The following is a 13,787-nucleotide window of genomic DNA, read 5'->3' as shown; positions in this document are numbered from 1 at the left end:
TAAATAAATTGTATAACCTGCTTTCCTGAGCAGGTTATTTTTTGACCCAGTCGAGAATGTTTGGGTAAATGATGCTGTCTCTTTTCTTCTTATTAAAAAATCTCGGCGCGTGACCTGTTTTATCCATAAAAACAAATTTGTGAGGAACATTTAACGCAGTTAATGCTGAATCTAATGCTAAACCTTGCTTCTGATTAACAAGAAAATCCTGATTTCCCTGAAATAAAAGGGTTGGAACATTCGTAATGTTCGCAATAGGGCTGGCTTTTTTAAATTCTTCAGATAAATTCTTTCGGTCAAATTGTATTCCTACCATTTTATGAACGGTTCCCGATGTGTATTTTGAATAGAATGAATGTAAATATTCCTGAGAATAAAAATCTGTAGGTCCACTCAGGGAGATGATTTTTTTTATTTTGTCTGAATTCTGATAACCGTAAAGCAATGCCAAATGTCCTCCTGCGCTTTCGCCCAAAAGAATATAATTATTGGGAAGAAGTTCGGCTTTTTCACATAAATTGTTGAACTTTTTGATTGCTAAACTGATGTCTTCAAGCTGCTCTCTGTAAGTTAAATGTTTTGAAACCAGACGGTAATTCATATTAACGCTCGGAATATTATTTTCAAAAAGCATTTTCTGAATTTTAATCATGTGCTCTTTTCTACCATATTTCCAAGCACCACCATGGAGAATTATAACGACAGGAGAATTGGGAGCATAATCTGCAGGGAAGAAAAATATCCATTTTCTGGCGTTTGTGTTCTCCGTAATTTAAATTGTAAATTTTTTGTTCTTTATTTCCCACCCAAACCCGAAATTTAGAATTACAAGAATTGAATACAAAGCCTATCAATCCTAAAACAAAGAAATGGTAATTGAGAATCAGCTTTTTCATAGAGTAAAGGTAAGGAGAATTTGATTTTTATAGTGATCGACTGATATGATTTATTTCTTACAGACTGTAGAACTCATACATATCACCAGATCCATTCTTACATTCTCGGAAAAACTCTTTAGGAATGCCATTTTTAAAATTAATTTTTGATGAAGATTTTTTGTCACAATCACTATTTTCATTTCCAAATATCAAAATTCCATTTTCAAACTTTTTAGGCAGATCAGAAACCATTGTGACATTATACTCCCCAATATATTGATTAATTTTATTGAATATTAAAATTCTATTAGTTGCTCTTTTTGATAAGCCCCAAAGCCATACTGAGGTCAATATTTTATAAGTTTTTCCTTTTTTGGTGTTTACATTCCCCAAATATGTTAAATGAGTTTCAGTTCCGCCTTTTTCGTTCCATTTTCCATAAACATATTTTTTACCAATATTTGATTTTTGTAAAGTTTTTAATCTGATGTCATCATCATTTATCTGAGCAAATAATGTTTGTGAGAAAATAGTAAAAAGAATTACTGCAGATATTTTTAAAGGTAATTTCATTCAAGTAAATTTAAAGAAAACACTTTAATCTAATTAACATTATTAAGATTATAAGCTGTTAAAAATCAAATTAAATCTATATTTTTGCAGGACTTAGCATTAATTAAAAATATTAAAACAATATGGCTTCTGGTTTTTTTGCGATTTTAGATGATATCGCTGCTTTGATGGATGATGTTGCGGTTACGAGTAAAATTGCAACTCAGAAAACAGCAGGTATTTTGGGTGACGACTTAGCGGTAAACGCAGAAAAAGCGACTGGTTTTCTTTCATCAAGAGAAATTCCTGTGTTAATGAAAATAATGAAAGGGTCATTCATCAATAAGCTGATTATTGTACCTTTTGTTTTCCTCCTAGAATGGCTGTATTCGCCTGCGATAAAAATTATTTTAATTATTGGTGGATTTTATCTGGCTTATGAAGGGGTCGAGAAAATTGTAGAATTTTTATTTCACAGAGAAAAAAAGGGACATGAAGTAATTGAAGAAGCAGACGATGTGATTCAGGATGGTGAAGAAGCTGAGAAAGTTAAAGTAAAATCGGCCGTAACCACTGATTTTATTTTATCCCTTGAAATTGTAATTATCTCATTGGCGGCAGCAAAAGATGGCTACGAAGCTTTAAAATCACAGTTTAATCCGTTGCTTGTAGAAATTGTTACCGTTTCGATAGTCTCAATAATTGCTACCGTAGGAGTTTACGGAATTGTAGCATTAATTGTAAGAATGGACGATGCAGGCTTCAAGTTAATTAAGAAAAGTAATGATAAAGGTTTCTTTGCTAAATTGGGACATCTACTCGTAAAAGCTCTTCCTTTTGTAATAAAAGCTCTGGGAGTGATCGGTACAATTGCCTTGATTTTGGTAGCAGGCGGAATTTTTGATCACAACATCGATTATCTTCATCACTCACTTCCAACATGGAACGAAACGTTGAAACAAGTTATTTTCGGTATAGTCGGAGGATTAGTTGCTTTGTTTTTGATTACCGGAGGAAAGAAATTATATTCATTAGCTAAAAAAAAATAATTAGTATATCTTAATACAAAATCCTGCTTTGAATGATCACGGCAGGATTTTTAATACAAAGTTTTATTTATTTTGCGAAAATTGAATGTTTAGTTCTTATTGTTAATGACTAATTATGGGTAGAAATTTGTCAATTGATGTTTTAAAAATTGTACTGGCATTTTTTGTCGTGTTCCTGCACATGAATTTTTTGAAAGATTCTTATCCAACTTTAAGTTACGTCTTGGTCAACGGATTGTTCAGAATCGCAGTTCCCGTTTTTTTAATTATTACAGGATTTTATTTCTTTCACATTGACAACAAAAAAAAGCTGAAAAAATGGCTTTTCAGAACGTTTTTGCTTTATGCAATCTGGATGCTTATTTATGTGTCGTATTGGAAGGATAACGAACAGATTTTCCTGACTGTTCTATTTGGTTATCATCATTTATGGTATTTAATCGGAACTTTTTTTTCAGGCTTTATTCTTTATTTTTTAAGAAATCAAAGTTCTATACTATTGATTATACTGACTCTGTTTTTATTTTTGACAGGTTATATCATTCAGGTTTTGGGAAATTTGCATTATTTTCAACAAAATCATGATCTGATTTTGAATGATTATCTGCTTTACCGAAATTTCCTTTTCGTATGTTTTCCATTTTTAACGATGGGCTTTTTGATTAACAAGCACGAAATTGTTGTGTCGAAATATAAAAAGCCATTTCTATGGATGATTTTGTCTGTCTTGTGTGTTATTGCAGAAGCGTTTTTTAATTATCACACAATCAGTTCAGAAAGCACAGACATTTTATTTTCTTTGATTTTTGCCTGTCCGCTGGTGTTTTTATACTGCCAGAAAATATACATCAAAACTACTTCAAAAATTTTGGCAAGTTTTTCCACAGCAATATATGTTGTTCATCCGCTGATTATGAAGTCAACTTTTTACAAGGAAATTCAATCTTTTCAAATTTTGATTTTTCTGGCAATTTTAATTCCTTTAAGTTTTGCTTTGGTTTACCTCAATAAGAAATTCAAATATTTGCTTTAAACTTTAATTTTCAGCATTCATCTACAAAATAAAATCATCAAAAAAAACTATTAATTTGATGAATTATACTGCCCGAAAATTTGTATTCAATAAAATAGAGAGAATTTAATTTAAATCATAATTCATAATAACAAGCCTCAGAATAAAATGAACAAAATCCTGTTGTGCATCATTTCTGCTGATAAGTTTGTTTTTGTATTCGTAAGAACCCAAAACTTTCAATAAAGTTTTGTAAGTGTTATAATCTTCGTCTTTAATTCTGATTTTTACATGTCCGTCTTTTCTTTTGATAAGTTTATCATCTAAAGTTCTGACTTTGAATAAAACGTCGCAAGATTTAGGAACAAGACCGTAGTATCTTTCTACAATATTTACTTTGAAAGCATCAAAGACTATCGTGTTAAAAACAAGATTGGCTTTAGAATCTGGTGTGCGAAGTTGAAGTTGATAGTTCATTTTGAATTGCTACCTTTTTTATAAGGTATAAAATTAAATAAAAAATTGAAGCTAAAAAAGAGACTTTTTTTATAAAGCCTCTTTTATTATCTTTTTTAGTTGAATAAGTCTTTCACTTTGTCAAAGAAAGTTTTTTCCTTTCCTGAAGGTTCTGCTACCATGTCACCGCTAGACATTTGTTTTTCAAAGAAATCTCTTTGCTCTTTATTCAGTGTCTGGGGAGTCCATACATTGATATGGATAAACATATCACCTTTACCGTAGCTGTCGATACTTGGCAAACCTTTTCCTGCTAATCTTAAAATTTTTCCGGATTGAGTTCCTGCATCAACGGTAATTTTTACTTTTCCGCCAACGGTTGGAATTTCTTTTTTTGTCCCCAGAGCTGCTTCTGCGAAAGAGATATACAATTCTTGATGAAGATTGTCTCCTTCTCTTTTGATAGTCTGGTCTACTTCTTCTTCTACAATCACAAGTAGATCTCCGGGAATTCCGCCAAACGGCGCATCATTTCCTTTACCTCTTACATTCAGCTGGATGCCGTCTCTGGCTCCTGCAGGAATGTTGATTGAGATTTCCTCTTCATCTTTTATTAAACCTTGTGCGTTTGCACCTGCAGGAATTTTATCGGCAACTTTCCCGATTCCCTGACAGGTTCCACAAGTAGTTTGTGTCTGCATCTGTCCGAACATTGTGTTCATCACTTTCATCTGAACTCCGGCTCCGTTACAGGTAGGACAAGTTTTTGAAGTGGCACCTTCTGCCATCTTCATTTTTTTTACTTTAAGAGTTTTTTGAGTTCCGTTTACCATTTCTTCAAGATTCAGCTTGATTCTGATTCTTAAATTAGAACCTTTCACCTGCTGCTGACGACCGCCACCACCGCTGAATCCTCCAAAACCACCTCCGAAAATATCACCGAACTGGCTGAAGATGTCTTCCATATTCATTCCGCCTCCGCCGAAACCACCTCCGCCATAGCCACCACCGCCGACTCCTGCATGACCATATTGGTCATATCTTGCACGTTTTTGGTCATCACTCAGGACTTCATAGGCTTCTGCAGCTTCTTTAAATTGATCTTCAGCTTCCTTATCTCCCGGGTTTTTATCCGGGTGATATTTGATCGCCATTTTTCTGTATGCTTTCTTTATTTCGTCGGCACTCGCAGATTTGCTGACCTCAAGAACCTCGTAATAATCTCTCTTTGACATATATTTATAAGTAATAAACAATGGGTAATGAGCAATTATTAATTACTTATTACCCATTACTGATAATTAATTTCCTGTTACAACTTTTGCAAAACGAATCACTTTATCACCTAAAGTATATCCTGTTTCTATAACGTCTACAATTTTACCTTTCAAATCTTCAGAAGGAGAAGGGATCTGAGTAATTGCCTCGTGATAATCTACATTGAAACTGTCACCCGCTCTTACTTCCATTATTTTTAAACCTTTCTCAGTTAATTTGCTTTTGAATTTCTGATAGATCAGCTCAATACCCTGAATGTCTGTAGCGTTTCCATTTTTACCAATTTCTTTTAATGCTCTTTCAAAATCATCCAAAACACCCAACATAGAAACCATCATTTCCTGATTGGCATAGGTGAAGAATTCCATCTTCTCTTTTGAAGTTCTTTTTTTATAGTTTTCAAACTCAGCATACAATCTGATATAACGGTCTTTTTCTACTGCCAAAAGTTCTTCTGCAGTAGGAATTTCTGTCACATTTTCTTCTGTTGTAACTTCTTCCTGAGTAATGTTTTCTTCTTGATTATTGATATTTTCTTCGTTGATATCCTGATTTTCCATGTTTCAATAACTTTTTATAAAGCATGATTGTCAAAGATTTTGCCAAATAAAAAAAACAGGACATTTAGGCAGGTTTGTGTTGAGAAGGTAATTTATCATCTACTTATTCCCCGAAAAATGTTTGATATAAAAGATAGAGATTAAGAATGATAATAACAAAAGTAATCACCCAGACACAAGTTTTCAAAAAGGGCTTGTTGACAAACTCACCCATTTTTGCTTTATCACTTGTAAACATAACCAGAGGAACCACTGCAAAACTTAACTGCATCGATAAGATTACTTGACTTAAAACCAAAAGATCTGTTGTTCCTTTCTCACCGTATATAATGGTCACAATCAATGCAGGGATTACGGCAATTAATCTTGTAATCAATCTTCGCAACCAAGGTTTTAATCTGATGTTTAAAAAACCTTCCATTACAATTTGCCCGGCAAGGGTTCCCGTTAATGTAGAATTTTGTCCGGATGCCAAAAGAGCAACTGCAAAAGCAATACTCGCCATCGATGCACCTAAAATAGGAGTCAGCATTTTGTACGCATCATGAATATCTGCAATATGTTCATTTCCTGTTGTATGAAAAGTTGCTGCAGCTAATATTAAAATAGCAGCATTAATGAAAAACGCTAGTAGTAATGATACTGTGCTGTCTAAAGTTGCAAATTTTATAGCCTCTTTTTTTCCTTCTTTGTCACGGGTGTAATCTCTGGTTTGTACGATGCTGCTGTGAAGATATAAGTTGTGCGGCATAACGGTGGCTCCCAAAATTCCGATACCAATGTAGAGCATTGCGGGATTGGTGATGATCTCTTTCTGAGGAATTAATCCTCCCAAAATGGCATTGATTTCAGGTTTAGAAATGATAATTTCATACCCAAAACATACTAAAATGATAAACATCAATCCTGCAACAATACTTTCTATCCAGCGGAAGCCTTTTGCCTGAAGCAATAAAATAATCAAGACATCAATAGTTGTAATCACAATTCCCCAAGTCAAAGGAATTCCAAAAAGTAAATTTAAAGCAATTGCAGAACCTATTACTTCTGCAAGATCGCAGGCAGCAATGGCAATTTCACAAAATATCCACAACATGAAATTTGTAGTAGGTTTAAAATGATCTCTGCACGCCTGTGCAAGATCTCTCTCCGCAACAACACCTAATTTTACAGACAAATGCTGTAAAACCATTGCGAAGATATTCGATATTAATATTACAGATAGTAGAGTATAACCGAATTGTGAACCGCCGGCAATATCAGTTGCCCAATTCCCGGGATCCATATAACCTACAGCGACCATTAATCCGGGTCCGGCAAATGCAAGATATTTCCTCCAAAAACTACCGTTTCTGGGGATTTTTATAGATGAGTAAACTTCTGATAATGAGTTTGAAGTTTTCTCTTTTCGCCAAGCGCTATTGAGTTTAAAATTCATAATTGTTAGAAATGACTAACAAATGTAATTAAATAAATGAAATGATGATGATATTCATATAAAAAATCCCGAAATATTATTCCGGGATTTAAATTATGTTTAAAAATAAAATTATTTTGTAAATCTTACAGCCATTTTTCTGTCAACTGCTCTTTCTTCGTTAGTAGCGCTTGCATCAACTTCAGCAAATTTACTTCCATATCCTTCAGCTCCAAGAATCTGAGTTCCTACACCAGCATTGGTTAATGCAGTTTTGATGAAGTTTGCTCTTGCAGTAGAAAGTTTTACATTGTCTGCTTCAACACCGGTTTTGTCGGTATAACCACCAATTTTGATTTTTGCATCCGGGAATGCTTTCAAAATTGCTACCAAGTTATCAATTTGACCCTGAGAACCAGCTTCTAATTCTGTAGCAGAACCTATTTTGAAGTTCACATGATCAAAACTGTACCAAGTATCTTTTAAAGCAGCATCGTCAGCTGCACTTGCATACGACCCGCTTTTCAAGAAAGTAATCATATTATCTTCCATTCCTCCCTTGTAACCTTTCAATGCTGTACCGTTCAGATCAATGTTTTCATCAACTTTTGTTGTTGTCATTGTTGTAGCAGTATCATTTTGCATTGATGATGAATCATTTACAGTATTTAAAGAATCACCTGCAACAGTGGTTGTAGTTGTTGTTTCTTTTTTCTCACACTGCTTCCATATAAAATATGCTGCAGCAATTAATAATAGCAAAGGTAAAAGCCATTTCCATATAGATCCACCATCCGATGTAGTGGTCGCTCTGTCGGGGAAAGTTCCGCCATCTGCAACACTTTTTGTTACTTCAATTTTCTTTTCTTCATGATGTGTTGGGTTAGGAAGTGGTGTTGTTGGTGTGGTCCTGATGGTATCATTATCGTTATCAAATTTGTAACCTTTCGCCCAGTCTCCTACATTTAAAGATGCTAAAGAAAGACCTGCAGGCAATAATGATGAAACTATACCTTTCTGATCATTCAGTAAACTTGAAATTCCTGACTTATCAAGATTATTATCAGCTGCATATTTTCCTACAGAACCTACTGTTGCCCCAGTTACCAGATTAAGTAAAGAAGCTGACGAGTTATTACTGATTCCTGCATAAGTTGCAATAGAATTAACCAGACCTCCTAGTTTGTCACCAAAAATTGATGTTAGTAAACCTGCAACCCATGAATTATTGGTAATCGTTCCCATTAGATTTCCAAGCAATCCTTGAGAAGGAGCATTTGAAATCGCATCCAGAACAGCTGGATTGTCTGAATTGTTAGCCAATCCTCCAACAACTGCTGGTAATAAACCTCCGATAGCTTTTGAAATACCGGATTCACTTTCGCCCAATTGCGATGCAGCCTGTGTTACTAATGCAGAACCTAGCTGTCCTTTAATTAAATCGATGATGTTTAATGACATAATGTATTATTTGATATTAATGTATTATAAAATTAAACAAAAATCTCTCCAAACGTTGAATTTTTAAAAAAAATCTTCAAAAAATTAACTATTTTTTGAAGATTTGATAATATTATGTTAAGTGTTAATAGGCTTTCGCATATAAAACACGTCTCTTAGATGGCTTTCCGGAAATCATAGAAATGCCTTCTTCAATGTCATCATCCATCGGGATACATCTGATTGTAGCCTTGGTTTCTTCTTTTATCTGCGCTTCTTCCTCATCAGTTCCGTCCCAATGTGCATAGATAAAACCTCCTTTTTCTTCTAAAACCTTTTTAAATTCTTCATACGAGTCAACTTTTGTAATGTTTTCCTTTCTGAAATTTAAAGCCTTAGTGTACATATCATTTTGAATGGTTTTCAATAAATCTTCAATATATGTGTCTAAACCTTCCAGCGGACGAGTTTCTTTCGTAAGATTATCTCTTCTTGCAATTTCTACAGATTTATTTTCTAAATCTCTCTGTCCCATCGCAATTCTCAACGGCACACCTTTTAATTCGTATTCGGCAAATTTCCAACCCGGTTTATTATGGGTATCATCATCAAATTTTACCGTAATTCCCTTTGCTTTTAATTTATTCTGAATCTCTAAAGCGACTTCGCTGATTTGATTTAATTGTTCTTCACCTTTAAAGATAGGTACAATCACCACTTGAATCGGAGCAAGAGTAGGAGGTAAAACCAAACCGAAATCATCGGAATGGGTCATAATCAAAGCACCCATCAGACGGGTTGAAGTTCCCCATGATGTCGCCCAGGCATGTTCTATTTTCCCTTCTTTGTTGGTAAATTTCACATCGAATGCTTTGGCGAAATTCTGTCCCAAGAAATGAGAAGTTCCTGCCTGAAGAGCTTTTCCATCCTGCATCAAAGCTTCAATGCAATACGTGTCATCGGCTCCTGCAAATCTTTCAGACGGTGTTTTTACACCCATTACAACCGGCATTGCCATGAATTTTTCTGCAAAATCTGCATACACATTATTCATTTTTTCCGCTTCTTCCAATGCTTCGTCTTTTGTAGCATGAGCAGTGTGACCTTCCTGCCATAAAAATTCTGAAGTCCTCAAAAACAAACGGGTTCGCATTTCCCAACGAACAACATTTGCCCACTGATTGATCAAAATCGGTAAATCTCTGTAAGACTGAATCCATCCTTTATATGTATTCCATATGATTGCTTCAGAAGTAGGACGCACAATCAATTCTTCTTCTAATTTTGCCTCCGGATCAACCATCAGTTTCCCAGGATTATCCGGATCATTTTTTAAACGGTAGTGGGTAACAATCGCACACTCTTTAGCAAAACCTTCCGCATTTTTTTCTTCAGCTTCAAATAAACTTTTCGGAACAAAAAGCGGGAAATAAGCATTAACGTGACCGGTTTCCTTGAATCTTTTGTCCATCTCATCACGCATCTTCTCCCAGATTGCATATCCGTAAGGTTTGATAACCATGGATCCTCTCACGCCGGAGTTTTCAGCCAAATCTGCTTTTACTACCAACTCATTATACCATTTGCTGTAATCTTCGCTTCTTGAAGTTAATTTTGCCATTAATTTTTTTTTAATATTTTAACTTTTGTATATTATTGTAATCTAAAAATAAAAATCTATTTTTGATAGTTGCTTGTTACCAATAATTTGGTATATTTTTGGTACAAGATGCAAATATAATTTAAATTAAAAATTTATCCATTATCATGAAAAGAAATATATATAAAAATTTATTTGGAATTGTAAAATCTAGAGGGGTTTTAGCAGTTGCAAGTGGTTTATTATTAATGTCTTGCGGTGCCCAGGTTGGCGGTTACAGTGAGACCGACGGAGTATATTACGATCCCAATAAAGATACTCTTCCTGAAGGGGTTATTATTAACGGAGATCAGGGAAATAGAGTAGGAGATTATTACGATTACTATCCACAATCTAGTATTGTAGAAAATTCTCAGATCAACTCTCAAGAATACGACAACAGATACAATGAATGGAGCAATGTGAATAACAATGCAACAGACTCTGACTGGGGTAATTTTGCAGGAAATGAAACCAACATTTATGACAACTCTTGGGGTTGGGGTTCACCATGGGGATGGGGCTCACCTTGGGGATGGAACGGCGGATGGGGCATGGGAATGTCATTCGGCTGGGGAAATTCTTGGGGATGGGGCGGATTTAACCCTTACTGGGGAATGGGATGGAACTCACCTTATTGGGGAATGTACAATCCTTACTGGGGCGGTGGATATGGTTTTGGAAACTGGGGTTACGGAAACGGCTATTGGGGAGGTAATTATTACAGACCAGCTTACAGAAGAAGCGGAGCGAACGGAGGAGGATTTGTAAACAGTACAAAAGGGATCAATAAATCTAATTCAAGCGGATTTAGAAACGGCAACAGTGGTTCTGGTTTCAGAAACAGCCAAGGAAATAATGGTGGTTTCAGACAAGGAAATTCAAACGGCGGTTTCCGTCAGGGAACAACCAATGGAGGTTTTAGAAATCAATCTGGTATGAGAAATCCAAATGCTCAACAAAGACCCAATTATAATTACAGACCACAACAACAGCAGTCTCAGCCAAGATACAGAAATGACAGCGGATCGAGACCAAGTGATAACGGTGGTTTCAGATCGGGAGGATATAACTCTGGCAGTAGCGGAGGAGGTTTCAGATCAGGAGGATCTTCTGGCGGTGGTGGAATGAGATCAGGCGGCGGAGGCGGCGGTTTCAGATCCGGAGGTAGATAATATTAAACTCAATAACTATTAATAAAATAATGTTAAAAAAATCTTTAGTAATAATGAGTATTTCTGCAGCATTTTTTGTGCAGGCTCAGGATATTTCAGTAATCAGAAACTCCGTGGATGTATATTCAAACACTCCAATGGTAGGGTCTTCAAAGTTTAATGCGATGGTAGGTTCAAACGGAGCTTTAGGAGGTGACGCTACTTCGCTGATGACGAATCCTGCAGGTATAGGAGTTGCCATTGCAGGTGATGTTTCAGGAACGCTGTCTGTAATTAATAACAAAAATACGGCTTCATTAGCGGGTTCTTCTATTGATTACAATATCAACAAGGTTAATATAGGAAACGTCAACGGTGTCGCTACGTTCCAGTTGATGACAGAAACTCCTTGGAAATTTATTAATGTAGCAGCAAATATTTCGACAACTTCTATAGAAGACTATGTAGAATCACCAGGTAACTCTAATGTTTCTATTGCGAAAAATCTTGTAGATCAGGGTGGAAATAATGTTGTAGGAAATATGTCATATTTAGGTCATGCTTACAACAGATACGGAACGCAAACAAAATTTAATGTTGGGGTAGGTGCAAATTATAACAATGCATTATATTTTGGTGCGAGTCTTAATATGCATGGAGTAGATATGGAGCAGTTTGACAGCGCAGTTTTCGGATTAGACTTAGATAATTCGGTTACTACTTTCGACAAACAATTTACTCCTTATTCTGAAAATTCAAGCGGATTCTCAGGAAGTTTAGGGGTAATTGGTAAAGTAAGCAATCAATTAAGATTGGGTGCATCGATTGAAACCCCTACTTGGTGGACCATTGACAGAGCTTATAGAGACTATTATGACGGAGCAGATGGAATTTATTATGATAATTTTGTAGAAGACAGAACCTTTAGATCTCCTATGAAAGCAACCTTAAGTGGTGCATTTGTTCCCAGCAAAAACTTTGCGATAAATGTTGACTACACTTTAGGTTTGACAAAGCCAAGATATAAAGTACAAGGTTCAGCAGAAACTGAATTAAACGCTTTTTTCAATGATAACTACAAAAATTTATCTGAAGTAAAAGTTGGGGCAGAGTACAGAATCAAATCTCTGAGATTGAGAGGAGGTTATTCTTATGCATCAAGTCCTTTTGATACCACTACAATCAGTGCATTTTCTAATGCAGGTACAGTGGGCGACAGCAGCTTCAGCAATTATATTTTAGGAGACAGAAGTACAATTGGTGCAGGTATCGGATATGATTTCGGGAAGTTTTATGTTGATGCAGCTTATCAAAACGTAAGTTCAGAATACAAAAATCCGTTTTTGGCGGGATATGAATTTGATAATTACAATACAGGATATTACTCAGGAGATTTTGATGTAACCACACCATCTTCAGTAGTATCAGATGTAAAAAATATCCGAAATAATTTCTTCCTTACAATAGGCTGGAAATTTTAATCAGATTTTTTACTTAAATAAATACAACAAAGGCTTCGAATATTTTCGAAGCCTTTGTTGTATTTATTTGAACCTGATATCAATGATGATCGTGAGGATGAGAATGAAATAAATGCATGATTAAAGCTAACGAAACTCCCAATATAACCAAGCCAATCTTTGACCAGTTGATGTTGTGATTTTTATTGCTTTCAAAAATAATAACGGATGAAATATGCAGAAAAATACCACCCACAATCGCAAGAAAATAGGGTTGCCATTGAGGATTGAAATAATTTCCGAGCAACATTCCCATTGGTGAAGCTAAAGCAAACAATGCAACAATTAAAATAGAAGGATAGGATGCTTTTGAACCCGATCTGTTAAACAGAAATGCTCCCAAAATAAACGAAATAGGAAGATTGTGAAACAAAATTCCTAAAAGATAAGGTGACCAGGGATTCGTTTCATTTGCCAAAGGAATTCCCTCGATAAACGCATGAATAAACAGTCCGATCATTAAAGCGGCGGGTAAAATATTACCACTTTCATTATGATGATGGAAATGCCCGTGTTCAAAACCTTTTGTTAATGCTTCCAAAATCATTTGAAGTAGAACACCGCCAATAACGAAAATTCCCAAATTTTCACTTACTTCTGACGTATAAACCAGCGGGAAAACTTCATTTAAGCAAATGGTAATCAGGAAACCGGCACTCAGAATCAAAAGATTTTTTGCAAACTGCTCTTTTTTACCAAAGAATTTTCCAAGAAAAACTCCGGTGATGACGCTTAGAATTAATAATATTATAATCATTTTAGATAAAAGGTAATAGTAAACAAATTAAAACAATCAATAAATTTAATACTGTAAAAGCTAAATGGATTTTAT

Annotated in this window: 13 protein-coding genes; 4 read left to right on the top strand and 9 right to left on the bottom strand. The window is 35.1% G+C overall.

Annotated elements, in window-relative coordinates; translation table 11 throughout:
- Window positions 1–34: 34 nt before the first annotated feature.
- Window positions 35–694, bottom strand: coding sequence for an alpha/beta hydrolase (locus ACZZ9T_RS14220; RefSeq protein WP_463443008.1), 660 nt, complete (start codon window positions 692–694; stop codon window positions 35–37).
- 259 nt (window positions 695–953) lie between these two features.
- Window positions 954–1,451, bottom strand: coding sequence for a hypothetical protein (locus ACZZ9T_RS14215; RefSeq protein WP_463442636.1), 498 nt, complete (start codon window positions 1,449–1,451; stop codon window positions 954–956).
- A gap of 122 nt (window positions 1,452–1,573) precedes the next feature.
- Between ACZZ9T_RS14215 and ACZZ9T_RS14210 the strand changes: the two genes are divergently transcribed.
- Together ACZZ9T_RS14210 and ACZZ9T_RS14205 are read left to right on the top strand one after the other, a co-directional pair.
- Window positions 1,574–2,479 (top strand): DUF808 family protein, encoded by a 906-nt coding sequence (locus tag ACZZ9T_RS14210; RefSeq protein ID WP_463442635.1) that lies wholly within the window; start codon window positions 1,574–1,576, stop codon window positions 2,477–2,479.
- Window positions 2,480–2,594: 115 nt separating this feature from the next.
- Window positions 2,595–3,512: an acyltransferase family protein gene (locus ACZZ9T_RS14205; protein ID WP_463442634.1), complete on the top strand. Its 918-nt coding sequence runs from the start codon at window positions 2,595–2,597 to the stop codon at window positions 3,510–3,512.
- A gap of 105 nt (window positions 3,513–3,617) precedes the next feature.
- On the opposite strand, the gene ACZZ9T_RS14200 is transcribed toward ACZZ9T_RS14205, so the two are convergent.
- The 6 genes from ACZZ9T_RS14200 to proS all read right to left on the bottom strand — a co-directional run bounded on the left by ACZZ9T_RS14200 (window position 3,618) and on the right by proS (window position 10,263).
- The gene (locus ACZZ9T_RS14200) at window positions 3,618–3,968 is read right to left on the bottom strand and encodes a prevent-host-death protein (RefSeq protein WP_463442633.1); all 351 of its coding nucleotides are present in this window, start codon (window positions 3,966–3,968) and stop codon (window positions 3,618–3,620) included.
- 95 nt (window positions 3,969–4,063) lie between these two features.
- The gene (dnaJ, locus tag ACZZ9T_RS14195; protein ID WP_463442632.1) at window positions 4,064–5,182 is read right to left on the bottom strand and encodes a molecular chaperone DnaJ; all 1,119 of its coding nucleotides are present in this window, start codon (window positions 5,180–5,182) and stop codon (window positions 4,064–4,066) included.
- A 66-nt stretch (window positions 5,183–5,248) separates the two neighbouring features.
- Window positions 5,249–5,785 (bottom strand): nucleotide exchange factor GrpE, encoded by a 537-nt coding sequence (locus ACZZ9T_RS14190; protein WP_463433190.1) that lies wholly within the window; start codon window positions 5,783–5,785, stop codon window positions 5,249–5,251.
- Window positions 5,786–5,888: 103 nt separating this feature from the next.
- Window positions 5,889–7,223, bottom strand: a complete 1,335-nt coding sequence (locus ACZZ9T_RS14185) for an Nramp family divalent metal transporter (RefSeq protein WP_463442631.1) — start codon at window positions 7,221–7,223, stop codon at window positions 5,889–5,891.
- 111 nt (window positions 7,224–7,334) lie between these two features.
- Window positions 7,335–8,663, bottom strand: coding sequence for an OmpA family protein (locus ACZZ9T_RS14180; protein WP_463442630.1), 1,329 nt, complete (start codon window positions 8,661–8,663; stop codon window positions 7,335–7,337).
- A 124-nt stretch (window positions 8,664–8,787) separates the two neighbouring features.
- On the bottom strand, window positions 8,788–10,263 hold the full coding sequence (proS, locus tag ACZZ9T_RS14175) for a proline--tRNA ligase (RefSeq protein ID WP_463442629.1): 1,476 nt from the start codon (window positions 10,261–10,263) through the stop codon (window positions 8,788–8,790).
- A 146-nt stretch (window positions 10,264–10,409) separates the two neighbouring features.
- On the opposite strand from proS, the gene ACZZ9T_RS14170 reads away from it, so the two are divergent.
- Together ACZZ9T_RS14170 and ACZZ9T_RS14165 are read left to right on the top strand one after the other, a co-directional pair.
- Window positions 10,410–11,456 carry a prolyl-tRNA synthetase gene (locus tag ACZZ9T_RS14170; protein ID WP_463442628.1) on the top strand — a complete coding sequence of 349 codons (1,047 nt, stop codon included), beginning with the start codon at window positions 10,410–10,412 and terminating at the stop codon, window positions 11,454–11,456.
- Between the two features lie 53 nt (window positions 11,457–11,509).
- Complete coding sequence (locus ACZZ9T_RS14165) at window positions 11,510–12,916, top strand: OmpP1/FadL family transporter (RefSeq protein ID WP_463442627.1); 1,407 nt, start codon at window positions 11,510–11,512, stop codon at window positions 12,914–12,916.
- Between the two features lie 79 nt (window positions 12,917–12,995).
- Here the strand turns inward: ACZZ9T_RS14165 and ACZZ9T_RS14160 are convergent, their stop codons facing one another.
- Complete coding sequence (locus tag ACZZ9T_RS14160; protein WP_463442626.1) at window positions 12,996–13,712, bottom strand: ZIP family metal transporter; 717 nt, start codon at window positions 13,710–13,712, stop codon at window positions 12,996–12,998.
- Window positions 13,713–13,787: the final 75 nt, after the last annotated feature.

Source organism: Chryseobacterium sp. AC417, assembly GCF_979258215.1.
The sequence above is the reverse complement of the archived record's forward strand: the minus strand, read 5'-3'. Positions and strand labels throughout refer to the sequence as shown.